General features: G+C 73.5%; 20 protein-coding genes and 1 tRNA gene. 11 read left to right on the forward strand and 10 right to left on the reverse strand.

Annotated elements, in window-relative coordinates; all coding sequences use genetic code 11:
- Nucleotides 1-102: 102 nt before the first annotated feature.
- On the reverse strand, nucleotides 103-1,074 hold the full coding sequence (locus AB0N76_RS18810; protein ID WP_363558484.1) for a sigma-70 family RNA polymerase sigma factor: 972 nt from the start codon (nucleotides 1,072-1,074) through the stop codon (nucleotides 103-105).
- A gap of 397 nt (nucleotides 1,075-1,471) precedes the next feature.
- Between AB0N76_RS18810 and AB0N76_RS18815 the strand changes: the two genes are divergently transcribed.
- The gene (locus AB0N76_RS18815; RefSeq protein WP_363558486.1) at nucleotides 1,472-2,287 is read left to right on the forward strand and encodes a phosphatase PAP2 family protein; all 816 of its coding nucleotides are present in this window, start codon (nucleotides 1,472-1,474) and stop codon (nucleotides 2,285-2,287) included.
- Nucleotides 2,288-2,379: 92 nt separating this feature from the next.
- On the opposite strand, the gene AB0N76_RS18820 is transcribed toward AB0N76_RS18815, so the two are convergent.
- A tRNA-Arg gene (locus AB0N76_RS18820) sits at nucleotides 2,380-2,452 on the reverse strand.
- Nucleotides 2,453-2,569: 117 nt separating this feature from the next.
- On the opposite strand from AB0N76_RS18820, the gene AB0N76_RS18825 reads away from it, so the two are divergent.
- Nucleotides 2,570-3,472, forward strand: coding sequence for a YhjD/YihY/BrkB family envelope integrity protein (locus AB0N76_RS18825; protein WP_363558488.1), 903 nt, complete (start codon nucleotides 2,570-2,572; stop codon nucleotides 3,470-3,472).
- 57 nt (nucleotides 3,473-3,529) lie between these two features.
- Here AB0N76_RS18825 and AB0N76_RS18830 read toward each other — a convergent pair whose 3' ends face one another.
- Nucleotides 3,530-5,887 carry a hypothetical protein gene (locus AB0N76_RS18830; protein ID WP_363558490.1) on the reverse strand — a complete coding sequence of 786 codons (2,358 nt, stop codon included), beginning with the start codon at nucleotides 5,885-5,887 and terminating at the stop codon, nucleotides 3,530-3,532.
- A gap of 298 nt (nucleotides 5,888-6,185) precedes the next feature.
- Between AB0N76_RS18830 and AB0N76_RS18835 the strand changes: the two genes are divergently transcribed.
- The 3 genes from AB0N76_RS18835 to AB0N76_RS18845 all read left to right on the forward strand — a co-directional run bounded on the left by AB0N76_RS18835 (nucleotide 6,186) and on the right by AB0N76_RS18845 (nucleotide 8,563).
- Entirely contained in the window at nucleotides 6,186-6,953 is a 768-nt protein-coding gene (locus AB0N76_RS18835) for a GPP34 family phosphoprotein (protein WP_363558492.1), read from the forward strand.
- Between the two features lie 540 nt (nucleotides 6,954-7,493).
- Nucleotides 7,494-8,357 (forward strand): helix-turn-helix transcriptional regulator, encoded by an 864-nt coding sequence (locus AB0N76_RS18840; protein WP_363558494.1) that lies wholly within the window; start codon nucleotides 7,494-7,496, stop codon nucleotides 8,355-8,357.
- A complete protein-coding gene (locus AB0N76_RS18845) occupies nucleotides 8,354-8,563 on the forward strand; it encodes a DUF397 domain-containing protein (protein WP_363558495.1) in 210 nt (69 codons plus the stop codon). The genes AB0N76_RS18840 and AB0N76_RS18845 overlap by 4 nt, the downstream gene beginning before the upstream one ends.
- Before the next feature lie 132 nt (nucleotides 8,564-8,695).
- On the opposite strand, the gene AB0N76_RS18850 is transcribed toward AB0N76_RS18845, so the two are convergent.
- Entirely contained in the window at nucleotides 8,696-9,811 is a 1,116-nt protein-coding gene (locus tag AB0N76_RS18850; protein ID WP_363558497.1) for an ADP-ribosylglycohydrolase family protein, read from the reverse strand.
- A gap of 202 nt (nucleotides 9,812-10,013) precedes the next feature.
- A complete protein-coding gene (locus tag AB0N76_RS18855) occupies nucleotides 10,014-12,602 on the reverse strand; it encodes a bifunctional FO biosynthesis protein CofGH (RefSeq protein ID WP_363558499.1) in 2,589 nt (862 codons plus the stop codon).
- A gap of 192 nt (nucleotides 12,603-12,794) precedes the next feature.
- Here AB0N76_RS18855 and AB0N76_RS18860 point away from each other — a divergent pair, with 192 nt between their 5' ends.
- From AB0N76_RS18860 to AB0N76_RS18870, 3 genes are all read left to right on the forward strand, one after another.
- Nucleotides 12,795-14,114: a DUF2092 domain-containing protein gene (locus tag AB0N76_RS18860; RefSeq protein WP_363558501.1), complete on the forward strand. Its 1,320-nt coding sequence runs from the start codon at nucleotides 12,795-12,797 to the stop codon at nucleotides 14,112-14,114.
- A 119-nt stretch (nucleotides 14,115-14,233) separates the two neighbouring features.
- Nucleotides 14,234-15,175, forward strand: a complete 942-nt coding sequence (locus tag AB0N76_RS18865) for an ABC transporter ATP-binding protein (protein WP_363558503.1) — start codon at nucleotides 14,234-14,236, stop codon at nucleotides 15,173-15,175.
- The gene (locus AB0N76_RS18870; protein WP_363558505.1) at nucleotides 15,162-16,070 is read left to right on the forward strand and encodes an ABC transporter permease; all 909 of its coding nucleotides are present in this window, start codon (nucleotides 15,162-15,164) and stop codon (nucleotides 16,068-16,070) included. Before AB0N76_RS18865 ends, AB0N76_RS18870 begins: the two co-directional genes overlap by 14 nt.
- Here AB0N76_RS18870 and rarD read toward each other — a convergent pair.
- Both rarD and AB0N76_RS18880 read right to left on the reverse strand, forming a co-directional pair.
- Nucleotides 16,060-17,052 (reverse strand): EamA family transporter RarD, encoded by a 993-nt coding sequence (gene rarD, locus AB0N76_RS18875; protein WP_363558507.1) that lies wholly within the window; start codon nucleotides 17,050-17,052, stop codon nucleotides 16,060-16,062. The two genes, AB0N76_RS18870 and rarD, sit on opposite strands and share 11 nt — an antisense overlap.
- Nucleotides 17,053-17,192: 140 nt before the next feature.
- Entirely contained in the window at nucleotides 17,193-18,041 is an 849-nt protein-coding gene (locus AB0N76_RS18880) for an SDR family oxidoreductase (RefSeq protein WP_363558509.1), read from the reverse strand.
- A gap of 116 nt (nucleotides 18,042-18,157) precedes the next feature.
- Here AB0N76_RS18880 and AB0N76_RS18885 point away from each other — a divergent pair, with 116 nt between their 5' ends.
- A complete protein-coding gene (locus AB0N76_RS18885) occupies nucleotides 18,158-18,544 on the forward strand; it encodes a helix-turn-helix domain-containing protein (protein ID WP_363558547.1) in 387 nt (128 codons plus the stop codon).
- Here AB0N76_RS18885 and AB0N76_RS18890 read toward each other — a convergent pair.
- Entirely contained in the window at nucleotides 18,541-19,323 is a 783-nt protein-coding gene (locus AB0N76_RS18890; protein WP_363558511.1) for a TetR/AcrR family transcriptional regulator, read from the reverse strand. The genes AB0N76_RS18885 and AB0N76_RS18890 overlap by 4 nt on opposite strands.
- A 50-nt stretch (nucleotides 19,324-19,373) precedes the next feature.
- Here AB0N76_RS18890 and AB0N76_RS18895 point away from each other — a divergent pair, with 50 nt between their 5' ends.
- Nucleotides 19,374-19,574 (forward strand): DUF6011 domain-containing protein, encoded by a 201-nt coding sequence (locus tag AB0N76_RS18895; protein ID WP_363558513.1) that lies wholly within the window; start codon nucleotides 19,374-19,376, stop codon nucleotides 19,572-19,574.
- A 119-nt stretch (nucleotides 19,575-19,693) separates the two neighbouring features.
- A complete protein-coding gene (locus AB0N76_RS18900; RefSeq protein ID WP_363558515.1) occupies nucleotides 19,694-20,077 on the forward strand; it encodes a VOC family protein in 384 nt (127 codons plus the stop codon).
- A 69-nt stretch (nucleotides 20,078-20,146) separates the two neighbouring features.
- Here the strand turns inward: AB0N76_RS18900 and AB0N76_RS18905 are convergent, their stop codons facing one another.
- A complete protein-coding gene (locus AB0N76_RS18905; protein WP_363558517.1) occupies nucleotides 20,147-21,199 on the reverse strand; it encodes a 2-oxoacid:ferredoxin oxidoreductase subunit beta in 1,053 nt (350 codons plus the stop codon).
- Nucleotides 21,196-23,175 (reverse strand): 2-oxoacid:acceptor oxidoreductase subunit alpha, encoded by a 1,980-nt coding sequence (locus tag AB0N76_RS18910; RefSeq protein WP_363558519.1) that lies wholly within the window; start codon nucleotides 23,173-23,175, stop codon nucleotides 21,196-21,198. Before AB0N76_RS18910 ends, AB0N76_RS18905 begins: the two co-directional genes overlap by 4 nt.
- Nucleotides 23,176-23,375: the final 200 nt, after the last annotated feature.

A 23,375-nucleotide genomic window follows, 5' to 3' on the forward strand; every position in this document is an offset into this window, starting at 1 on the left:
GGGACGACGGCGGGCCCGGTGCGGACCCGCTCCGCACCGGGCCCGGCGAACCCGCCTCCCGCTCTCCCTCACGCCCGCCTTCCGCTCTCCCTCACGCCCGCGTCACGCGGCCTCGAAGCCCGCGTGGTCGGCGATCTTCTTCAGCTCGGCCAGCGCGTGCTTCTCGATCTGGCGGATCCGCTCACGGGTCAGGCCGTGCTGCTTGCCCACCTCGGTGAGGGTGCGCTCGCGGCCGTCCTCCATGCCGTACCGAGAGCGGATGATCGAGGCCGTCCGGTCGTCCAGCCGCCCGATCAGACCGTCCAGCTCCTCCCGGCGGAGCATGACCATCACGGCGTCCTCCGGGGACGTCGCCCCGGTGTCCTCGACCAGGTCGCCGAACTGGGTCTCGCCCTCGTCGTCGACCGACATGTTCAGGCTGACCGGGTCCCGGGCCCAGTCCAGCACGTCCTTGATCCGGGCCTCGGTGGTGTCCAGCTCGGCCGCGATCTCGGCCGGCTCCGCCTCCCGGCCCAGCTCCTTGGACTTCTCCCGCTGCACCCGCCGGATCCGGCCCAGCTCCTCGACCAGGTGGACGGGCAGCCGGATCGTGCGCGACTGGTCGGCGATCGACCGGGTGATCGCCTGCCGGATCCACCAGGTCGCGTAGGTGGAGAACTTGAACCCCTTGGCGTAGTCGAACTTCTCGACCGCGCGGACCAGGCCCGCGTTGCCCTCCTGGATGAGGTCCAGCAGCGGCAGCCCGCTGCGCGGGTAGCGCCGGGCCACGGCGACCACGAGACGGAGGTTGGACCGGATGAAGACGTCCTTGGCGCGCTCGGCGTCCTCGGCTATCGCCTCCAGCTCCTCGCGCCGCATGCCCTCGGGGAGCTCGTCGCCGTCCAGCAGGTGCTGGGCGTACACGCCGGCCTCGATCCGCAGCGAGAGCTCGACCTCCTCGGCGGCATCGAGCAGGGGCGTCCTGGCGATCTCGTCGAGGTACATGCCGACCAGGTCACGGTCGGCTTCAAGGTTGGTCGGGCGGGCCGCGCGAGTCCGGTCGGCCCTGTCGCGAACGACGGCACGGGTGGCCATGCTTGCTCCCTTTGCTGGATTTGCCGAGGTCTTCCTGCCTGCCCCGACAGGCAAGAAGTGGGGGCCCCGCGGGGCCTCGCACGTAACGATCCAACGAACAGAATCCGGACAACATTCCCAAGTCGCTCAGGATTCTTCCGATGATGCAGTATCCTGCCGGTTTTCGCCCCGCGTCCGCACGGAGCGTGACCACCCGGGCACCGGCGGGAGCTCACTCCGGGACCGTCGCGGCGCACCCCCGCGCGCCCCTCCCCTCCACTGAACCCCGCGGACACCACCCGCGTTCCCGCGCGGACCGCGCCCACGCCCGAGCGCGCGCACGTCCTCCGCACAAAAGATGCCAAATCGCTATCACCACAGTGCTCGATCGGTGCGGGCGACTGGGAAGGTGTCAGCCATGCACCTGACCAACAGCTCGCCCACCATCACCCCGCGTGATCGCCACCTGCTCCGGCACACGGCACTCGCGGTCTGCTGCGCCGCGCTGTTCGCCGCCCTGGCGACCCTGGTGCAGACCGGCTGGGAGCCGCTCTCCCGGCTCGACCACGGGTTGGTGGACTCCCTGCACCGCTACGCCACCGACCACACCGTCACCACCGCCTCGGTGCAGATGTTCTCCGACATCGGCGGCACCATCACCATGCGCACCGTGCTCGGCCTGCTCGCCGGCTGGCTCTGGCTGATCGGCGCCCGGACCCTGGCCTGCTGGGTGGTGGCCCAGACCCTGATCGGCTGGGCCGGTCAGTGGGCGCTGAAGCTCGCCTTCGACCGCCAGCGCCCCGACTTCCCCGACCCGGTCTCGCACGCCGGCGGTCCGGCCTTCCCCTCCGGCCACGCGATGGCCTCGGCGATCACCTGCGCCGTGCTGGTCGGCCTGCTCTGGCCCCGGGCCCGCCGCGCCGGGCGGATCACCGCCTGCTCGATCGCCGCGCTGACCGTCCTCGGGATCGGCGCTTCCCGGGTCGTCCTCGGCGTCCACTGGCCCAGCGACGTCCTGGGCGGCTGGCTCGCCGCCGGCATCGTCCTCGGCACCGTCACCGTCCTGGTCGAACTCGTCCGCCCCGGCGCCCTCGCCCGCGACGTCCGCCGGGTGAACTGGCGCACCCGCCCCCGGGTCCAGCGCGTCCTGGTCTCCCCCACCCACCGTCCCCGCCCCACCGGAGCCCCGGCCGAGGACCCCGCCGCCGACCACCCCGACGAGCTCCTCCGCTGACACCCCCTCACCCGCCCGGCCCCCGACCACGAGAACGCCGCAGGCCCTCCACCCGGATCCGGGCGGAGGGCCTGCGGCGTGCGTTCGTGCTGTGCCCCATGCAGGATTCGAACCTGCGACACCGGCTTTAGGAGAGCCGTGCTCTATCCCCTGAGCTAATGAGGCGGGGACGACCGCTGACAGCCTAGCGGATCGGTACGCGGACGGTTGTTGGTAGCGGATGCGGGTGGGCGGGGGTCGGGTGACCATGGAGCACGGCGACCAGGTCGGGAGGACGGACCCGTGAGCGAGCAGCCGGCCGGGCGGCGGGCGGGGTGGAAGGCGCGGTGGAGGCGGCGGTCGGCGGAGCTGGCCGAGTTCGGGCGGGGGCTGCCCGAGCAGGTGCCGCTGGTGGGGCGGGCGTTGCGCCAGCTGCTCCGGGTCAATCTGCTGGACTGCGCGACCCGGTTGGCCGCCCAGGCCTTCCTGAGCGCGCTGCCGGCGCTGTTCGTGGTGGCGGTGTTCACCCCGGCGGCGGTGCGGGAGGGGGTGCTGCGCTCGCTCCGCAAGGAGCTCGGCTTGCAGGGCGAGGCGGCGCAGTCGGTGCAGCAGCTGCTGGGGAGCGGGCACGAGCAGGAGGCCGGCTTCGGGGTGATCGGCGCGCTGGTGACGCTGTTGTCGGCGACGGCGCTGAGCCGGGCGATGCAGCGGGTCTGCGAGCGCTGCTGGGAGCTGCCGAAGGCGGGGACCCGGGTGGCGGCCTGGCGCTGGCTGGTCTGGCTGGCGGTCTGGCTGGTCTGGATGGTGTTCCAGACGCCGGTCCGGGAGGGGTTCGGCGTGGGCGGCTGGCTGGGGCTGCCGCTGATCTTCCTGGGTTCGACGGTGCTGTGGTGGTGGACCCAGCACCTGCTGCTGGGCGCCCGGGTGCGCTGGCTGCCGCTGCTGCCGGGGGCCGTGCTGTGCGGGGCGGCGGTGGTCGCCCTGGGGGTGGCCTCGCGGTTCTACCTGCCGGGCGCGATGTCCCGCAGCATCGGCCAGTTCGGCGCGTACGGGGTGGTGTTCACCGGGCTGTCCTGGCTGATCGTCATGTTCACCGGGCTGACGCTGGCGATCGCGCTGGGCCGGGTGCTGGCCGAGGAGGAGCCGGTGGCGCGGCTGCTGGGCACCCGCACCGCGCCCGGCCGCTGGGGCGGCGCGCGGCTCTGAGGAGCGAAGGGGCTCCGGGTGGAGCGGGAGGTGTCCCGCCCCACCCGGGGCGACGCCTCAGAGCGCCCGGGTCAGCCGGTCCATGATGGACGGCGGGGCCAGGTCGGCCTGGAGCACCACCGGCACCTCGACCTTGTTGTCGCCCTCGCCGGTGCGGAGCACGCCGACCTTGGTGCCGGCCGGCAGGTGGTGGGCGATCTTCAGCGGGTCCAGCACCAGGGTGCCGGTGATGCCGGGGAAGCCGGCCACCGTGAGGTCCTGGGCGGCGACCACCGGGACGGTGCCGCCGAGGCCGTCCTCGACCCGGCCGACCACGTCCCCCTGCTTGGCCAGGGTCTGCCCGGTCAGCCCGTTCTGGGCGGCCTGGATCTGCTTGGCGCTGACGGTCTGGACGATCTTCAGGATGCTGGGCTCGGCGGCGGTGGCCGGCTGGCCCAGGGTGACGCCGAGGATCAACCGCCGCACACCGGCGATCTCCTTGTAGGCGGCCCACATCAGGCAGCCGCCGGCCGGGGTGCTGGAGCCGGTCTTCACGCCGATGATGCCGTTCTTCGGGGAGATCAGCGTGTTGGTGTTGGAGATCTTCTGGTTGTTGAAGTTGGTGTCCGGGGTCGAGACGATCTGCCGGAACACCTCGTCCTGCATCACCTGTCCGGCGAGCTTCAGCTGGTCCTTGGCGGTGCTCTTGGTGTCCGGGTTGTAGCCGGCCGGGTCGGTGTAGGTGGTGTTGGTCATGCCGAACTTCGCGGCGGTGTCGTTCATCTTCTTGACGAACGCCTCCTCGGAGCCGGAGTCCCAGCGGGCCAGCAGCCGGGCCACGTTGTTGGCCGAGGGCAGCATCAGCAGTTCCAGCGCCTGGTACTGGCTGATCTGCTGGTTCTCGGTCAGCGTGACGCGGGACTCGTCGACGTTGCCGGACTCCTGGGCGGCCTGCTTGTCGACGGTGATCTTGGGGCCGCTCTCCCCCTTCTTGAGCGGGTGCGCCTGGAGGATCAGGTAGGCGTTCATGACCTTGGTGACGCTGGCGATCGAGGCCGGCGTCTCCGGGCCGGAGCTGCCCAGGCCGCCCACCCCGACCACCTCGGCGGCGGACTGGCCCTTGGCGGGCCAGGCGAGGTCCAGCGGGTCGCCGGTGAAGCCGTAGCCGCCAGCCGCGGTCAGCCTCACCTTGTTGTCCGGCAGCGGGCGGAGCAGCTGCGCGGTGACCGCCGCGCCGAGCAGGACGGCGAGGAGCAGGGTCCAGATCGTGATCCGCTTGAGCGCGCGGCGCAGCGGCGAGACCGGGCGGGAGTTGAGCGTGGCCAGCACGTCCAGCGCCTCGGAGGTGGACTCCGGGAAGGGCGCCGGCACTGGCTCGGGGACGGGCAGCGGTTCCGGCCGCGGCAGCGGCGGCGCGGGCGGCACCGGTTGCGGGTCGGGGGTGGGCAGCGGCTCGGGTGCCGGGACGGGAGCGGGCCTGGGCGCGGGCTTCGGCGCCGGCCCGGGGGTCGGCAGCGGCTCCGGGTCGGGGGTGGGCTCGGGCTCCGGGTGCGGCTCGGGGACCGGCGCCGGGACGGGGTCCGGCTCGGGCAGCGGCTGCGGGGCGGGCGGCTCCGGGACGGTGCCCGCGCCGGGGGCGGCGACGGCCGGGGTGGCGGCAGCGGCGGCCGGGGTGGCGGGGGCGCGCAGGACGCGCAGGGCCCGGGTCCGTTCCGGGTTGTCCCGCTTCTCGAACTTCTCGGTGGGCGCGGGCCCTTCGGGCAGCGCCCCGGGCCCGGCCTGGTCCGTCCGACCGCCCTGCGCTGCCCGATCGGTCCGCTCGGCGCGGTCGCTCCGGTCGGCGCGGCCGGTCCGGTCCGCGCGGTCGGCGGGGGCCGCCGGTTCGGTCCGGATGGCGAGACGGGGGTCGACGCCGGTCGCGCGGACCGGTGCCGCGGGCGCGGCCGCGTCGGCCGTACCGCTCGCCGTGGCACCGGCGGGCCCGCGCAGTTCGGCGGGCAGCCGGAGGGCGGTGGTCGCCTCGTCGACGGGCAGCCGCAGGGCGGTGGTGGCCTCGTCCACCGGCATCCGCAGCATGGTCGTCCGGACGTCCGAATCCCGGACGCGCAGCTGCACGGTGGAGCCGGGCCGGACGGGTCCGGGCGCCCCGTCGGTGGACGAGCCATCGGTCGACGCCCCGTCGGTGGACGGGCCGTCGGCGGACGAGCCCTCGGCGTCGCCCGGCTCCGGCGTGCCGGCCGACCCGGCGGGCTGCCCGGCCGCCGAGTCCGCCGTCGCCGGGTCCGTGACCGCCGCGTCCGCGGCCTCCGGGTCGGCGGCCGTCGAGGTCCGTGCCCCGACCGCCGCGGCGGAACCGGCCCCTTGGCCGTCCCGTCCGCCGTCCCGCTCCCGCGTCCGCTCGCCGTCCCGCAGCACCCTGTCGGGGGACTCGCCCACGTAACCCAGCCTCCTCAACGCCCGGCGGGGCACCGGCGAACCCGATTTCGGGAAGCCGGTACCCCGCCCCGTGTACCTGTACAGTCTCCGCCACCGGTGACCGATCCGGTCGCCCCCACCCCGCCCGACCGGCGGTTATTGCCGTGGCACGGCCGCACCGCGGCCTGTTCAACGGTCAGACGTCCGGCCCGCCACGGCCGGTTCCCCGGCTCGATCGCAAGGTCACGATTCGGAGGCGTACTCGACAAGCCCGTGTGAGAGGCGTCACGCTGTTTCCCATCCACGCGGGGAGGCTTGGATGGGCAAGAGCCGCAGAACTGTTCCCGAGGAGCTCTTGCTGCTCGCTTTGGACCCGGCCACGGGCACCACGGCGCAGCCGCAGACCCTCGACCTAGGACTCGCCGGGGCACAGCTCGTCGAGCTGTCCCTGGCCGGACGGATCGTTCCGGAGGGCGATCGGATCGCCGTGGTGCTGCCACGGCCGACCGGCGACCCCACACTCGACCACGCGCTGGAGCTGCTGCGACGACGTGGCAGCCCGGTACGCGCCGCGCACTGGATCGGCGGGCCCCGGCTGGGGCTGCGGCAGACCTACCTGGCGCACCTGGAGCGGTGCGGCATGGTGACCGCCGTGCCGGGCCAGGTGTGCGGGGTGCTGCCGACGACGCGCTACCAGGCGTCCGACGACTGCACCAACGCCGCGATCAAGCAGCGGCTGGACACCGCGATCCGGACCGGCGTGCCGCCGGACCCGAGGACGGCCGCGCTCGCCGCGCTGGCCCACTCGGTGGGCCTGGGCAAGCACCTGTACCCGGGCAACGAGGGCCGGTCCTCGCGGTCCCGGCTGCGCGACCTGATCCGGTACGACCCGCTGGGCGGGATGGTCGCGCACGCCGTGATGGACGTGCAGAACGGCCTGCCGAGCCAGCAGAACCGTTCCGCCCAGGCGGGCTCGGCCCCGGTGGGGTCGGGCGGTCGGGCCGGCCAGCGGTCGGCGGCCGGACGCGGCGGCAGCAGCGGCAACGGCGGGCGGGTCCCGGCCTCGTCCCGCGTCGGCGTCCGCTGAGGCACCACCAGGGCCCACGGACGCCGGAGTCACCAACCACCCGCCCGCCGGGAGCGCGCCAGCGCGCACGGCGGCGCACACCGCACAGCTCGCGCCCCACGGGAGCGCCGAGCAACCGGCAGTGAGAAGGGGCGGTCGCCCGCGACGGAAGTCGCCGGGCGACCGCCCCTCCGCTGTACCCGGATACCCCCCGAAAGCCGGTCCGGCCCCCACCCGGACCCCCGGCCGCATACCGCCCCCGCACGTGCCACCAGCACCTGCGCGGCCCCCGGACCGCGTCCACACCACACCCGCACCACACCCGTCACACCGCCGCAGCACCGCCGGACCGCGCCGTGGCGCCCCTTACCACTCGGAGGTGCCCACTGTCTCGCCGAAGCGCTAATCCGATGATCTGTTCTACTGCGCTCCTGGGATTTCCCGGCGCCGACCTGATCCGGGGTGACATGCTGCTCAACGCAAGGGGGGTTGATCCCGATTTCCACAGTGTTCCGAGGACTGCCGTTCCAACGATCACCAGAGGTCCGACCGGAGGTCGACGTGTCCGCGAACATCAATCCCACGGTGCGCCGCCGGCGCCTCGGCTCGGAGCTGCGCAAGCTCCGCGAGGGGCTCAACATGACCGCCGAGGAGGTGGCCGGCCGGCTGATGGTCTCCCAGTCGAAGATCAGCCGACTGGAGAACGGCCGTCGCAGCATCAGCCAGCGCGACGTCCGTGACCTCTGCGACGTCTACAACGTCAGCGACGAGGCGATGCGGGCCAGCCTGATGGAGATGGCCCGGGAGTCCCGGCAGCGCGGCTGGTGGCACGACTTCAACGACATGCCCACCCCGTACAGCGTGTACATCGGACTGGAGGCGGAGGCCTCCTCGATCCGCGCCTACGAGTCCTCCTTCGTCCCCGGCCTGCTGCAGACCGAGCAGTACGCGCAGGCCGTGGTCGAGGGCACCCAGCCGGACACCGACGCGCTCGCCGTCCAGCGCCGGGTGCAGGTCCGGATGAAGCGTCAGGACCGCGTCCACGGCGAGAACCAGCTGGGCAGCCTCTGGACCGTGATAGACGAGGCGGTGCTGCGCCGCGAGGTCGGCAGCCGCGAGGTGATGGCCCACCAGCTGAAGCACATGCTGGAGTTGAGCCAGCGCCCCAACATCACCATCCAGGTCATCCCGTTCTCGCACGGCGCCCACCCCGGCATGACCGGGACATTCTCCCTGCTCGAGTTCCCCGAGTCAGCCGATTCCACGGTTGTCTACTTCGAAGGGGTGACGAGCGATCTCTACCTGGAGAAGGAAGCCGACGTGCGCCGCTATACCAGTCTCTACGACCACCTGCGGGCGGCCGCCCTCGGAGTGGCGGAGACCCGGACACTGATAGCGACGATTGAAGAGGGATACCACGGATGAGCACCACCTTCGAGAACGGGACGGCCTGGCGCAAGAGCAGCCATAGCGGTGGCAACGGCGCCTGTGTGGAGATCCGGGTGCCCGGCACCGACCTGGTGGCGGTCCGTGACTCCAAGGATCCGGAGGGGCCGCAACTGCGCTTCTCCGCCGAGGCCTGGAACGCGTTCGCCGCTTCGGCCGGTGCCGGGGTGTTCGGCGGGTTCTGATCACGGGCCGTACCGCCGCTCGGCCCAGGTGCCCGTAGCGGTGTCCGTCGTCCTCCCCCGGGGCGGCGGGCACCGCTACGGGCATCTGTGCGCCCCGGGTCATGATCCCGTCAAGCGAACCGTTGACGGGCCTCAGCCCAGGACGGGGTAGCGGGCCGACCAGGCCGCGCCCTCCGGGGTGTCCGCGCCGTGCAGCTCCGGCCCGTGCATCAGCTCCAGCACGAAGTCGTCGGCCAGCTCCAGCAGCGCCCCGCGCCCCTCCAGCCCGGCCACCAGCCCGGACGGCAGCGCGGTGTCCCCGTGCAGCACGCCCAGCAGGTTGCCGCAGATCGCCCCGGTGGAGTCGCTGTCCCCGGAGTGGTTGACCGCCAGCAGCAGCCCGGACCGGATGTCGTGCGCGACCAGCGCGCAGTACACCCCGATCGCCAGCGCCTCCTCGGCGACCCAGCCCTCCCCCAGCGCCTCGACCCGCTCGGCGGACGGCTCCCCCGCCCGGACCGCGTCCAGCGCCGCCCGCAGCGCCGCCGTGGTCTCCTCGTGCGCCGGCCGCTCGGAGAGCAGGGCGAGCGCCAGGTGGACGCCCTCCTCCAGGGTGCCGCCGCGGGCCGCGGTCTGGACGATCACCGCCAGCGCGCCGGCCGAGAGGTAGCCGGTGGGGTGGCCGTGGGTCAGCACCGAGCACTCCACCGCCAGCTGGAACACCAGGCTCGGCTCCCAGGTGGTCAGCAGCCCGAACGGCGCCGCCCGCATCACCGTGCCGCACCCCTTGGAGTGCGGGTTCTTCGGCGCCTCCACGGTACCGAGCCGCTCGGCGTCCGGCCCGGACAGGCCGGAGAGGCAGGCCTGGCCCGGCGCCCGCTGCGCGTACAGCCACTCCTCGCGGCCGAGCCAGCCGAGGTCGGCCCGGCGCTCGTCCGGCCCCCAGTCCCGCTGGGTGACGGCCCAGCGCAGGTAGGCGCGGTGGACGTCGGTGGGCGGGTGCCAGCTGCCGGTGTCCCGGCGGATGTGGGCGCGTATCAGCCCGTCCAGGGTGAACAGCACCATCTGGGTGTCGTCGGTGACCGCGCCGAGCCGCCCGTACGCGGGGACGTAGCCGGTGACGCCGCGCGGGCCGTGCGCGGCGCGGATCTTCTCCAGCGACTCGAACTCGATGCCCGCGCCGAGCGCGTCCCCGATCGCCCCGCCGAGCAGACAGCCCCGCACCCGGCTGCGGTAGTCCTGCTGCTGTGCGCGTGACCACAGTGGCATCACGACGGGCGCCTTTCGTCCGGAAGCGGGCGGGCCGCGCGACGCACGGCCGGTCGCGCGCCCTCGCACTGTATTCGAATGCCCGAACGGCCAGGCAGGGTTCCCGCTCCACCGGATCGCCACGCACTGTTCAGCCCGCCGTCGGGCCGCCCGGGTTTCGCGCTCCGGCGACGGCCTGGACCCGCCGCCGCGCCGCCCGCGCTCAGTCCACCAGCGGCAGCAGCGCCGGCAGGTGCCCGTCCGAGGCCAGCGCCGCGGCCAGCCGCTCGGCCGGCACCTCGCCGTAGGTGGTGGTGCGCTGCCGGTGCGGACGGCCCGCCGCCTCGGCGATCGCCTGCAGCTCCCGGACCGACTTGTAGCTGCCGTACGCCGACCCGGCCATCCGCGAGATGGTCTCCTCCATCAGCGTGCCGCCCAGGTCGTTGGCGCCCGAGCGGAGCATCTCCGCCGCGCCCTCGGCGCCGAGCTTGACCCAGCTGGTCTGCACGTTGCGGATGTGCGGGTGGAGCAGCAGCCGGGCCATCGCGACCACCGCCCGGTTGTCCCGCGCGGTCGGGCCCGGCCGGGCGATGCCGGCCAGGTAGACCGGGGCGTTGGTGTGGATGAACGGCAGCGTCACGAATTCGGTGAAGCCCCCGGTGCGCTGCTGGATCTCCGCCAGCAGCCGCAGGTGGCCGACCCAGTGCTTGGGGGTGTCCACGTGGCCGTACATCATCGTGGACGAGGAGCGGATGCCCAGCTCGTGCGCGGTGGTGACGACCTCGACCCAGGTCGCGGCCGGCAGCTTGCCCTTGGTGAGCACCCAGCGGACCTCGTCGTCGAGGATCTCGGCGGCGGTGCCCGGGATGCTGTCCAGGCCGGACTCCCGGGCGCGCGCCAGCCAGTCCCGGATCGACAGGCCGGTCCGGGTGGCGCCGTTGACCACCTCCATCGGCGAGAAGGCGTGCACGTGGATGCCGGGCACCCGTTCCTTCACGGCGCGCGCGATGTCGAAGTAGGCGGTGCCGGGCAGGTCGGGGTGGATGCCGCCCTGCATGCAGACCTCGGTGGCGCCGACCTCCCAGGCCTGCGCGGCCCGGTCGGCGACCTGCTCCAGCGAGAGGCTGTAGGCGTCCGCGTCGGTGCGGCGCTGGGCGAAGGCGCAGAACCGGCAGCCGGTGTAGCAGACGTTGGTGAAGTTGATGTTCCGGGTGACGCAGTAGGTGACCTCGTCGCCGACCGCGTCGCGGCGCACCGCGTCGGCGATCCGGCAGAGCGCGTCCAGGGCCGGGCCGTCCGCCTGGAACAGCGCCAGCGCCTGTGCGTCGGTCAGCCGGGTCGGGTCGTCGGCGGCCACCGCGAGGGCCGCCCGGACCTCGGCGTCCAGCCGCTCGGGGGACCCGGTCGGGCCGGGGACGGCCGAGGCGGCCTGCTCGCGCAGCACCTCCCAGTCGCCGTAGACGTCCTCGAAGTCGGCCCGGCGGTCCCCGGTCCGGCCCTCGGTGTCGATGGTGCTGTGCAGGTCGGTGCGGCCGTACGACTCCGGCAGGTCCTCCGGCTCCTGCCAGGGGCGTCCGGTGACCACCGCGTCCGGGCGGGCCAGGCCGGTCTCCGGGTCGGCCAGCGCGCGGACGTGCGGCAGCACCCGCGGGTCCAGCCAGGGCTCGCCGTGCCGGACGTACTCGGGGTAGACGGCGAGGCGCTCGCGCAGCTCGAAGCCGGCCGCCGCCGAGTGCTCGGCCAGCTGCTCGATCTGCGGCCAGGGGCGCTCGGGGTTGACGTGGTCGGGGGTCAGCGGCGAGACGCCGCCCCAGTCGTCGATGCCGGCCCCGATCAGCCGCGCGTACTCGCCGTCCACCAGGTTCGGCGGGGCCTGCAGGCAGGCGGACGGGCCCATGATGTGCCGGGCCACCGCGACGGTGGCGACCAGCTCGTCGAGCTCCGCGTCCGGCATGCCGCGCATCGCGGTGTCCGGCTTGGCGCGGAAGTTCTGCAGGATCAGCTCCTGGACGCCGTGGTACGCCCGGGAGACCCGGCGCAGCGCGAACAGCGACTCGGCCCGCTCCTCGTGGGTCTCGCCGATGCCGATCAGCAGGCCGCTGGTGAACGGCACCGAGCTGCGGCCGGCGTCCTCCAGCACCCGCAGCCGGACCGCCGGCTCCTTGTCGGGCGAGCCGAAGTGCGGGCCGCCGGGCTCGCTCCAGAGCCGGGTGGCGGTGGTCTCCAGCATCATGCCCATCGAGGCGGAGACCGGCTTGAGCCGCTGGAAGTCCGTCCAGCTCAGCACCCCGGGGTTGAGGTGCGGGAGCAGCCCGGTCTCCTCCAGGATGCGGATCGACATGGCGCGGACGTAGGCGATGGTGTCGTCGTAGCCGTGCGCGTCCAGCCACTCGCGGGCCTCCGGCCAGCGGTCCTCGGGCTTGTCGCCGAGGGTGATCAGGGCTTCCTTGCAGCCGAGCGCGGCGCCCCGGCGGGCCACCTCCAGCACCTCGTCCGGGGACATGAACATCCCGTGCCCGTCCCGGCGCAGCTTGCCGGGGACGGTCACGAAGGTGCAGTAGTGGCACTTGTCCCGGCAGAGCCGGGTCAGCGGGATGAAGACGCTCTTGGAGTAGGTGATGACGCCGGGGCGGCCGGCCGCTTCGAGCCCGGCGTCGCGGACCCGGGCCGCGCTCGCGCACAGGTCGCGCAGGTCCTCACCGCGGGCCCGGAGGAGTACCGCCGCCTCGGTCGCGTCCAGCGCGACCCCGTCCCGGGCCCGGCGCAGGGCGCGCCGCATCGCGTTGGCGGTCGGGATTTCGGATGCGTCCATATCGCGACCCTACGCCAGTTCTCGTACCTTCCTCGTACGTTCGGAGGAGGCGACCCTGAGGTGCTGTCAGGGTCGGCTGCGCCGGGAGGTCGAGCCGGATCTGGCCCTGGAGGGCGATGACGCGAACGGGCGGGCGACCGTCTAATGGTGGAGGCACAGGGACAGTCGGTCACTGACGGAGGGGTTGGACGGATGACGGACGACAGGGCGGCCGCGGGCGGGAGTCCGGCGGACGCGTTGCAGGGCGGGGCTCCCCACCGGTCGGGCCGGCGCACCGCGGTGCGGGTGGCGCTGCCGCTGGCGGTGGCCGCCGCGATCGCCGCCGGGGTCGGCCTGGTGCCGGCGCTGGCGGACTCCTCGCCGCCGGAGCTGCCCGCGCTGACGGCGGAGCAGCTGGTGGCGAAGGTGCTCGGCTCGCAGGCCGAGACGCTCTCCGGCACGGTGTCGCTCTCGACCGACCTGGGTGTGCCGAGCCAGCTGCTGGGCGCGGCCGCGGGCGGGCTCGCGGGCGCCGCCGGCGGGGCCGGTTCGGGCGGCAGCGGCGGCGACCGGCCGTCGGCGGCCGCGCCGGAGGCGAAGCTCTCCGGTCTGCTGGGCGGCGAGCACCGGCTGCGGGTCTCGGTGGACGGTCCGGACAAGCAGCGGATCGGTCTGCTGGAGAAGCTGTCCGGCTACGAGCTGATCCGCAACGGGGACCAGGTCTGGGCCTGGGACAGCTCCACCAACGAGGCCGTGCACCTGACCGGCGCGGGCGCGGGCGCCCACGCGGACGGCCACCGGGGCGGGGCGCCGCTGACCGGGGTGCCGACCACCCCGCAGGAGGCGGCCCGGCAGTTCCTCGCCGCGGGCGCGGGCACCACCGCCGTCACCGTGGACGGCACCGTGAACGTGGCCGGGCAGAAGGCGTACCGGCTGAGCGTGAAGCCGACCCAGTCCGGTTCGACGATCGGCGAGGTCCGGATCGCGGTGGCCGCCGACAACGGCGTGCCGCTGTCGGTGCTGGTCAAGGGCGCCGACGGGAGCACGGTGCTGGACGTCCACTTCACCGACGTCTCGTTCGCCAAGCCGGCCGCGAAGACCTTCGAGTTCACCGTGCCCAAGGGCGCCAAGGTGACCGAGCGCAAGGCCGCGGAGGGCCGGGAGCACGCCGCCGACGGCGAGCACGCCAAGGGCGCCGAGGCGGCGGCCGACGGTCTGAACGTGATCGGCGAGGGATGGACGACCGTCCTGTCCGCCAAGCTGCCGAGCGGCGACCTGTTCGTCCCGGGCGAGGCCAAGGGCCCGCAGGGCAAGGGCGCGCGCGGTGCGGACGGCCACGGCAAGGGCGGGCACGGCGGCGGCGAGGGCCGGGCGCAGAACCCGCTGGCGCTGGTCAAGGCGCTCGGCAAGCCGGTCGCCGGCGGCTCGCTGATCAGCACCAAGGTGCTGAACGTGCTGGTCACCGAGGACGGCCGGGTCTTCGCGGGCGCGGTGACGCTGCCGGTGCTGCAGAGTGCGGCCGGGGTGAAGTAGTGGCCCAGGCTTCCGTGACGGGGGACGTTACGGAGCCGGCCGGGGGGTCGGGCGCGGTGGCGCGCCCGGCCCCCGGTGCCGCTTCTCCCCCGCCTCCGCCCGCGTCCCGGTCCGACGACGTGATCCGGACCAGCGGCCTGACCAAGCGGTTCCGCGGCGGCCAGCTCGCCGTGGACGGGCTGGACCTGACCGTCCCCCGGGGCTCGGTCTTCGGCTTCCTGGGGCCGAACGGCTCCGGCAAGACCACCACCATCCGGATGCTGATGGGCCTGATCGCCCCCAGCGCCGGGGTGGCGACGGTGCTCGGCGAGCCGATGCCGCAGTCGGTGGCCTCGGTGCTGCCCCGGGTCGGTGCGCTGATCGAGGGGCCGGCGCTGTACGGCTTCCTCTCCGGCCGGGACAACCTGGCCCGGTTCGACGCGGCCGACCCGACCGCCGACCCGCGCACCCGGCGGCGCCGGGTCGCCGAGGCGCTGGACCGGGTCGGGCTGACCGCCGCGGCCGGCAAGAAGGCCCGGGCGTACTCGCTGGGCATGAAGCAGCGGCTCGGCCTGGCCTCGGCGCTGCTCCAGCCGCGCGAGCTGCTCGTCCTGGACGAGCCCACCAACGGCCTGGACCCGCAGGGCATGCGGGAGATCCGGGCGCTGATCCGGGAGGTCGCGGCCGAGGGCACCACGGTCTTCCTCTCCTCGCACCTGCTGGACGAGATCGAGCAGGTCTGCACGCACGCCGCGGTGATGTCGCGCGGCCGGCTGGTGGTCCAGGGCACCGTGGCCGAGCTGGCCGCCCGGGCCCGCGGCCGGCTGGTGGTCCGGACCCCGGACACCCACCGGGCCGGCGAGGTGCTGCTCGCCCACAAGGTCACCGATCTGCGGATCGGCGAGCAGCGGGTGGACGGCGACCTCGGGGACTTGGGGCCGCTCGCCGAGGAGGCGCTGCCCGGGCTCTGCGCGGCGCTGGTCGCCGCCGAGGTGCGGGTGCACGGCTTCGGGCTGGAGCGGGGCACGTTGGAGGACGCCTTCGTGGCGCTGACCGGGGAGGGCTTCGATGTCGCGGGCTGAGGCGGTCGCCGAACCGGCGGCGCACGGGCCGGTGGTGCACGGGCCGGTGGCGCACGGGCGGCGGCCGCAGACGGCGGCCGGGTTCCTGGCGCTGTTCCGCAACGAGCTGCTGCTGACCTTCCGCCGGACCCGGACGGTGGTGCTGCTGGCGATCCTGGCCGTGCTGCCGGTGCTGATCGGCACCGTGGTCAAGATCGAGACGGACGGGTCGCAGGGCGGCGAGGGACCGGCGTTCATCGCGCAGGTCACCCAGAACGGCCTGTTCCTGGTGTTCACCGCGCTCGCCGTGGCGCTGCCGGTGTTCCTGCCGATGACGGTCGGGGTGGTCGCCGGGGACTCGGTGGCCGGCGAGGCCGCCACCGGGACGCTGCGCTACCTGCTGGTCGCGCCGGCCGGGCGGACCAGGCTGCTGGCCGCCAAGTTCACCGCCGGGCTGGCGTTCTGCCTGGTCGCGACGGTGACGGTGGCGCTGGCGGCGGTGGCCACCGGGGCGGCGCTGTTCCCGCTCGGCGACGTCACGCTGATCTCCGGGGAGACCATCGGCCTGGGCTCGGCGCTGCTGCGGGCGGTGCTGGTGGCCGTGGTGGTGGCGGCCTCGCTGTCCGGGCTGGTGGCGATCGGGCTGTTCGTCTCGACCCTCACCGGCAGCGGCATCGCGGCGATGGCGGCGACGGTCGGTCTGGTGATCACGGTGCAGATCCTGGACAGCTTCCCGCAGCTGCACGCGATCCAGCCGTACCTCTTCACCCACCACTGGCTCAGCTTCGGCGACCTGCTGCGGGAGCCGATGGACTGGGACGGGGTGGCGCGCAACCTCGGGCTGCAGGCCGCCTACGTGGCGGTGTTCGGCTCGGCGGCCTGGTCCCGGTTCACCGCGCGGGACATCACCGCCTGACCGGCACCGCGTCGGCGACCGGGTCGGCGGCGGGCACGGCGGCCGTCCCGGCGCGGACGGCCGCCCGGTCGGCCCGGTCGGCCCGGACCCGCCGCAGCGCGTCCCAGGTGAGCAGGGCGAGGGCCGCCCAGACCAGGGCGAAGCCGGCCCAGCGGGCGGGCGGCATCGACTCGTGGAAGACCGCCACCCCGATCAGGAACTGGAACACCGGCGCCAGGTACTGGAGCAGTCCGAGCACGGTCAGCGGCACCCGGACCGCGGCCGCGCCGAAGCAGAGCAGCGGGACGGCGGTGATCACCCCGCTGAGCAGCAGCAGCCCGGAGTGCCCCCAGCCGTACTCGCCGGGCACCGTGTGCCCGAAGGTGCCGCGGCCGGCCAGCTCCAGGTAGACCAGGTAGCCGAGGGCGAAGGGGAACATGAAGGCGCTCTCGGCGGCCAGGCTCTCCAGCCCGCTCAGGCCGACCTTCTTCTTCAGCAGCCCGTAGGTGGCGAAGGAGAACGCCAGGGTCAGCGCGATCCACGGCAGCCGGCCGTAGCCGACGGTCAGCACCGCCACCGCGAGCGCGCCGATGCCGACCGCCACCCACTGGGTCGTCCGCAACCGCTCCTTGAGCACCAGCACGCCGAAGGCGATGGTGACCAGCGGGTTGATGAAGTAGCCGAGGCTGGTCTCGACCACGTGCCCGGCGTTGACGGCCCAGATGTAGACGCCCCAGTTGACCGAGATCACGGCGGCGGCCCCGCCCAGCATGGCGAGCCGGCGGGGCTGGCGCAGCAGCGGCCGGATCCAGGACCAGTGCCGCTGGACGAGCAGCAGCAGGGCCACCGCGACCAGCGACCAGACCATCCGGTTGGCCAGGATGTCGTCGGCCGCCCCGGGCTCCAGCAGCGGCCAGAACAGCGGGAAGAGCCCCCATATGCCGTACGCGGCCATTCCGTACCAGAGGCCTCGTCCGGCCTCGTGCTGGGTTGTCTCCGGCATGGAACGCCTGCCCTCCGCGCGCGTGTGTCGAGCCGACGGTAGCGGGCGCGGAGGCGGCTGTCATCTCCGTATCCGTATTTTGGTCATGACACAGCCATGACCGGGGCCCCGCGGGCGGCGCCCGGGGGCCGGAGCGGCCCTCAGGCGCCGAGCGCGGCCCGCACGCTCTCCGCCAGCGGGGCGGTCGGGCGGCCGATCAGCCGGGCCAGGTCGCCCGGGGTGCCGGCCAGCTCGCCGCGCGCGATGCCGGCGTCCACGTCGACGAACACGTCGGCGAAGCCCTCCGGCATACCGGCGCCGATCAGCACCTCGCGGTGCTCGGCCGGGGTCACGTCGCGGTGCTCGACCGGCCGGCCCGAGGCCTTCGTCAGCTCGGCGGCCAGCTCGGCCAGGCCCCACGCGACGTCGCCGCTCAGCTCGTACACCCGGTTCTCGTGCCCCTCACCGGTCAGCACGGCGACCGCGGCGGCGGCGTAGTCGAGGCGCGGGGCGGTGGCCACCCGGCCGTCCCGGGCGCTGCCGAGGACGACGCCGCGCTCCACCGTGCCGGCCACGTCACCGAGGTAGTTCTCGGTGTACCAGCCGTTGCGCAGCAGGGCGAACGGCAGCCCGGAGGCGCGCAGCAGCTCCTCGGTGGCCTTGTGCTCGTCGCCCAGCCCGAAGGTCGCCGTGCCCAGGATGCTGGTGTAGGCCAGCAGTGCGACCCCGGCGGCCTTGGCCGCGTCGATCACCGCGCCGTGCTGCGCCACCCGGCTGCCGAACTCGTTCCCCGAGATGAGCAGCACCCGGTCGCCGGCCGCGAAGGCCCCGGTGAGCGTCTCGGGACGGCTGTAGTCGGCCTCGTGGACGCGCACGCCCCGCTCCGCCCAGCTCGCGGCCTTGTCGGCGGAGCGGACCAGCACCGTGATCTCGCTCGCCGGGACGGCCGCCAGCAGCCCCTCGACGACGAGACGGCCGAGCTGTCCGGTGGCTCCGGTGACGACGTACATGGTGATGCTCCCTGGAGATGGTTGTCCGTTGAACTTTCGACTTCGGAACTCACCTTAGGGAAGGCACTAACCTTTCGTAAGTACGCACTTAAAAGTAGGGTACTGACATGGAGGTAATGACCGAGGGTTCGTCCCTGCTCGACCGGGCGCCCGACATCTACGACCGCATGTGTCCGTCGCGGGGCGTGCTGGAGCACGTCACCAGCCGCTGGGGGGTGCTGGTACTGGTCGCCCTGCTCGAACGCGGCTACCGGTTCAGCGAACTGCGCCGCCGGGTCCAGGGCGTCAGCGAGAAGATGCTGGCGCAGACCCTGCAGGCCCTGGAGCGGGACGGCTTCGTGCTCCGCGAGGCCCATCCGGTGATCCCGCCCCGGGTCGACTACAGCCTCACCCCGCTCGGCCGGGAGGCGGCCGGGCACGTTTCGGCGCTCGCGCACTGGGTGGAGGCCCGGATGTGCGCCGTCCGCGACGCGCGCGAGGAGTACGACTCCCGCGGGCGTTAGGCGTCCAGGCGCCCGCGCTCGGCGATCAGCGCGGCCAGCCCGTCCAGCACCCGGGCCAGCCCGAAGGCGTACGCGTGGTCCGGGTGGTACGCGCCGCCGTGCGCCTCGCCGGCCGCGGCGCCGACCCGGGCCGCCACCGGGTACCGCTCGGCGTCGAAGACCCGGGCGAGCAGCTCGGCGTTGGCGCTCCACCACTGGGCGTCGGTCAGCGCGCTGTCCTGGCGCGCGGCGCGCTCGTCGGCGGCCATCCGGGCGCAGGTCTCCACGAAGCCGAGCAGGTGGGTGAGGGCGGCGTCCAGGTCGACGTCCGGCAGCCCGGTGCCCTCCAGGGCGCGCAGCTCGTACTCGTACTTGGCCATCAGGCCCGGGCCGAGCGGCGGGCGGCTGGTGGCGACCGCCACCGTCCACGGGTGGGCGCGGTGCAGCGCGCGGTTGTCGTCGGCGACGGCGGCGGCCCGGGCCCGCCAGCCCCGGTCGGCGGGGGCGCTGCGGGGCATGGCCGCGTAGACGGTGTCCAGCATCAGGTCGAGCAGCTCGGCCTTGCCGGGCACGTAGGTGTAGAGCGCCATCGGCGAGACCCCGAGCTCCTGGGCGACCCGCCGCATGGTGACGGCGTCCACCCCCTCGGCGTCCGCGATCGCGATCGCGGCGGCGGCGATCTCGGCCGGGGACTTCGCCTGCCGGGGGCCGCGCCGCCCGGGCTTCTCCTCCGCCGACATGCCCCAGAGCAGCGCGAGCGTGCGTGCCGGGTCCCCTGCGCTGCTGCGGTCACTGGCCATGGGCCGATCCTTTCACGCCCGCGTCCGCCCCCGCCGGTACGGTCGGGGGCATGACCGCCGCCGACCCCGACCCGCTGCCCGGCACCGCCACCCCGGAGCTGATCCGCCCCCGGGTCACCTGCCGCCGCTGCCACCGCCCGCTGCACGACCCGGAGTCCCGGATCCTCCGCCTCGGCCCGGAGTGCCGCGACCCGGCCGAGCGCGTCGCGCGCCACGAGGTCGACCAGGAGCCGCTGCCCGGCCTGGACTAGGGCCCGCGCTTTCGCGCGAACGACCACGCACTGTGACGGGGATCACTGTTTCCAATTACTCCGTACTGCGTATAGTGTACTGCGTACGGGATAATCGCCGACGAGAGGGCTCAGCAACCATGCAGATCACTTCCTCCGCCGTTTCGCTCACCGTCGAGGACGTCGAGGCGTCCGCGTCGTTCCTGCGGGAGCACTTCGGGTTCGCCGAGCAGATGACGGCGGACGGGTTCGCCTCGCTCGGGCACGAGAGCGCCGGGGTGAACGTGGTGTTCCTCAAGCGCGGGATCGAGGTCCTGCCGGAAGACGTCCGGGACCGGGTCGCCACCGGCCTGATCCTGGCCTTCGTGGTCGCCGACGTGGCCGCCGAGGAGGCCCGGCTGAAGGGCGCGGGCGTGGAGATCACCATGCCGCTGCGCGAGGAGCCGTGGGGCGAGAAGCTCTTCCAGGTCACCGACCCGAACGGGGTGGTGCTCCAGCTGGTCGAGTGGGCCGGGCAGCGGTAGCGGCGGGACACCGCGGCGCCCCCCGGGCCGGGATGGCCGGGGGGCGCCGCCGGGTGTCGCGGGCCGGTCTCAGTCGACCGTCCAGGTGTCGCCGCCGGCCAGCAGCTTCGCCAGGTCGCCGGTACCGCGGTCGGCGGCGGCGGTGGCCAGCTGGTCGGCCATCAGCTCGTCGTACACCGGGCGCCGGACGCTCCGCAGCACACCGATCGGGGTGTGGTGCAGGGTGTCCGCGTCGGCGATCCGGGAGAGCGCGAACGCCGGGGTCGGGCTGGCCGCGTGGGCGTCGTGGACCAGCAGCGCCGACTCGTTGTCCGCCGTCACCGGGGCGACGAACAGCTCGCCGTCGGCGCCCCGGAAGACGCCCTGGCCGCCGTCCGCCCCGAAGCGGATCGGCTGCCCGTGCTCCAGCCGGATCAGCGCCTCGTCCCGGGTGCCGGGCTCCTTCAACACCTCGAAGGCGCCGTCGTTGAAGATGTTGCAGTTCTGGTAGATCTCGACCAGCGCCGTGCCCTCGTGCTCGGCCGCCGCCCGCAGCACCGACTGGAGGTGCTGGCGGTCGGAGTCGATGGTCCGGGCGACGAAGCTCGCCTCCGCGCCGATCGCCAGCGACAGCGGGTTGAACGGGGCGTCCAGCGAGCCCATCGGGGTGGACTTGGTGATCTTGCCGAGCTCACTGGTCGGCGAGTACTGACCCTTGGTCAGGCCGTAGATGCGGTTGTTGAACAGCAGGATCTTCAGATTCACATTCCGGCGCAGCGCGTGGATGAGATGGTTGCCGCCGATCGACAGCGCGTCGCCGTCGCCGGTCACCACCCAGACGCTGAGGTCCTGCCGGGAGGAGGCCAGCCCGGTGGCGATCGCCGGGGCGCGGCCGTGGATCGAGTGCACGCCGTAGGTGTTCATGTAGTACGGGAAACGGGACGAACAGCCGATCCCGGAGACGAAGACGGTGTTCTCCCGCCTGATCCCCAGCTCCGGCATGAACGCCTGCACCGCCGCCAGGATCGCGTAGTCACCGCAGCCCGGGCACCAGCGCACCTCCTGGTCGGTCTTGAAGTCCTTGGCGCTCTGCCGCTCCTCGGTCTTCGGGACCAGCTTCAACGAGGGGAACTGCTCGCTCATCGGTTGTCCTCCTCGTCCAGGGTGCCGATCGCCGCCCACAGCACGTCCGCCAACTGCGCCGCCTTGAACGGCAGTCCGCGCACCTGGTTGTAGGACTCGGCGTCCACCAGGTACTTGGCGCGCAGCAGCAGCGCCAGCTGGCCGAGGTTCATCTCGGGGACGATGACCTTGTCGTAACTCCGCAGCACCGTGCCCAGGTTGGCCGGGAAGGGGTTGAGGTTGCGCAGGTGCGCCTGGGCGATCCGGCCGCCGTCCGCCCGGACCCGGCGGACCGCCGCGGTGATCGGGCCGTAGGTCGAACCCCAGCCCAGCACCAGGACCCTGGCCTCGCCGGACGGATCGTCGACCTCGACCTCGGGCACCGCGATGCCGTCCACCTTGGCCTGCCGGGTGCGGACCATGAAGTCGTGGTTGGCCGGGTCGTAGGAGATGTTGCCGGTGCCGTCCTGCTTCTCGATGCCGCCGATCCGGTGCTCCAGGCCGGGCGTGCCGGGCACCGCCCACGGGCGGGCGAGCGTCTGCGGGTCGCGCAGGTAGGGCCAGAAGGAGCCGTCCTCGCGGTTCGGCCCGGTGGCGAAGTCCGGCACGATCTCCGGCAGTTCGTCGACCTCCGGGATCCGCCAGGGCTCCGAGCCGTTGGCCAGGTAGCCGTCCGAGAGCAGGAACACCGGGGTGCGGTAGGTGACCGCGATCCGGGCCGCCTCCAGCGCCGCGTCGAAGCACTCGGCCGGGGTGGCCGGGGCCACGATCGGCACCGGGGCCTCGCCGTTGCGGCCGAACATCGCCTGCAGCAGGTCGGCCTGCTCGGTCTTGGTCGGCAGCCCGGTGGACGGGCCGCCGCGCTGGATGTCGACCACCAGCAGCGGGAGTTCGAGCGAGACGGCCAGGCCGATGGTCTCGCTCTTCAGCGCCACGCCCGGACCGGAGGTGGTGGTCACGCCGAGCGCGCCGCCGAAGGCCGCGCCGAGCGCCGCGCCGATCCCGGCGATCTCGTCCTCGGCCTGGAAGGTGCGGACGCCGAAGTTCTTGTGCCGGCTGAGCTCGTGCAGGATGTCCGAGGCCGGGGTGATCGGGTACGAGCCCAGGTAGAGCGGCAATCCGGAGCGCCGCGAGGCGGCGATCAGGCCGTAGGACAGGGCCAGGTTGCCGGAGATGTTGCGGTAGCGGCCGGCCGGGAGCTTGGCCGGCTGCACCTCGTAGGAGACCGCGAAGGTCTCGGTGGTCTCGCCGAAGTTCCAGCCGGCCCGGAAGGCGCTGATGTTGGCCTCGGCGATCTGCGGCTTCTTGGCGAACTTGCTGCGCAGGAAGGTCTCGGTGCCGCGGGTCGGCCGGTGGTACATCCAGGAGAGCAGGCCCAGCGCGAACATGTTCTTCGCCCGCTCGGCGTCCTTGCGGGCCAGCCCGCTCTCCTTGAGCGCCTCCAGGGTCAGCGTGGTGAGCGGCACCTTGTGCAGGTGGTAGGCCTCCAACGAGCCGTCCGCCAGCGGGTCCGCGCCGTACCCGACCTTGGCCAGCGCGCGCTTGGTGAACTCGTCGGTGTTGACGATGATCTCCGCACCGCGCGGCAGGTCGGGCAGGTTGGCCTTCAGCGCGGCCGGGTTCATCGCGACCAGGACGTTGGGCGCGTCCCCCGGGGTCAGGATGTCGTGGTCGGCGAAGTGGAGTTGGAAGGACGACACACCGGGCAGCGTTCCGGCGGGGGCCCGGATCTCGGCCGGGAAGTTGGGCAGGGTGGAGAGGTCGTTGCCGAAGGACGCCGTCTCCGAGGTGAAGCGGTCACCGGTGAGCTGCATACCGTCACCGGAGTCGCCGGCGAATCTGATGATCACCCGGTCCAATCGGCGGATCGGCTTGGCTCGCGTGGGCTGTGGACCGACCGGCGCGGCAGGACCGGAGCGTCCCCCGCCGGACTCGGAACGGCCTCCCTCGCCGTCCGAGCCGTCCACCGCTTCTGACTGATCGACCTGACTGGTCACTGCCGCGGACCTCCTCAGGGGCACCAGCCGCGGGCGTGAGCCGTGTGCCCCGTCCGCCTGGTGCACCTCTCGCATCCTATGCGGGTAAGGATTGCCTTGGACGGAACTACCCGATGCGGCGGAAAATCACCGTCGCATTCCGGTACAACACCGGCGGTGGCGGGACCCATACCCGTTCGGGGCTGGCCGGTTCGGGTGCG

It is taken from the genome of Kitasatospora sp. NPDC093806 (assembly GCF_040683335.1).
GTDB lineage: Bacteria > Actinomycetota > Actinomycetes > Streptomycetales > Streptomycetaceae > Kitasatospora.

Bases quoted from the DNA above. Each gene is read 5' to 3' on its own strand.
- AB0N76_RS18835 (WP_363558492.1), top strand. From the start codon at position 6,186: ATGGGCAAGAGCCGCAGAACTGTTCCCGAGGAGCTCTTGCTGCTCGCT.
- AB0N76_RS18810 (WP_363558484.1), bottom strand. From the start codon at position 1,074: ATGGCCACCCGTGCCGTCGTTCGCGACAGGGCCGACCGGACTCGCGCG.
- AB0N76_RS18885 (WP_363558547.1), top strand. From the start codon at position 18,158: ATGACCGAGGGTTCGTCCCTGCTCGACCGGGCGCCCGACATCTACGAC.
- AB0N76_RS18845 (WP_363558495.1), top strand. From the start codon at position 8,354: ATGAGCACCACCTTCGAGAACGGGACGGCCTGGCGCAAGAGCAGCCAT.
- AB0N76_RS18855 (WP_363558499.1), bottom strand. From the start codon at position 12,602: ATGGACGCATCCGAAATCCCGACCGCCAACGCGATGCGGCGCGCCCTG.
- AB0N76_RS18895 (WP_363558513.1), top strand. From the start codon at position 19,374: ATGACCGCCGCCGACCCCGACCCGCTGCCCGGCACCGCCACCCCGGAG.
- AB0N76_RS18905 (WP_363558517.1), bottom strand. From the start codon at position 21,199: ATGAGCGAGCAGTTCCCCTCGTTGAAGCTGGTCCCGAAGACCGAGGAG.
- AB0N76_RS18870 (WP_363558505.1), top strand. From the start codon at position 15,162: ATGTCGCGGGCTGAGGCGGTCGCCGAACCGGCGGCGCACGGGCCGGTG.
- AB0N76_RS18815 (WP_363558486.1), top strand. From the start codon at position 1,472: ATGCACCTGACCAACAGCTCGCCCACCATCACCCCGCGTGATCGCCAC.
- rarD (WP_363558507.1), bottom strand. From the start codon at position 17,052: ATGCCGGAGACAACCCAGCACGAGGCCGGACGAGGCCTCTGGTACGGA.
- AB0N76_RS18900 (WP_363558515.1), top strand. From the start codon at position 19,694: ATGCAGATCACTTCCTCCGCCGTTTCGCTCACCGTCGAGGACGTCGAG.
- AB0N76_RS18890 (WP_363558511.1), bottom strand. From the start codon at position 19,323: ATGGCCAGTGACCGCAGCAGCGCAGGGGACCCGGCACGCACGCTCGCG.
- AB0N76_RS18860 (WP_363558501.1), top strand. From the start codon at position 12,795: ATGACGGACGACAGGGCGGCCGCGGGCGGGAGTCCGGCGGACGCGTTG.
- AB0N76_RS18850 (WP_363558497.1), bottom strand. From the start codon at position 9,811: ATGCCACTGTGGTCACGCGCACAGCAGCAGGACTACCGCAGCCGGGTG.
- AB0N76_RS18880 (WP_363558509.1), bottom strand. From the start codon at position 18,041: ATGTACGTCGTCACCGGAGCCACCGGACAGCTCGGCCGTCTCGTCGTC.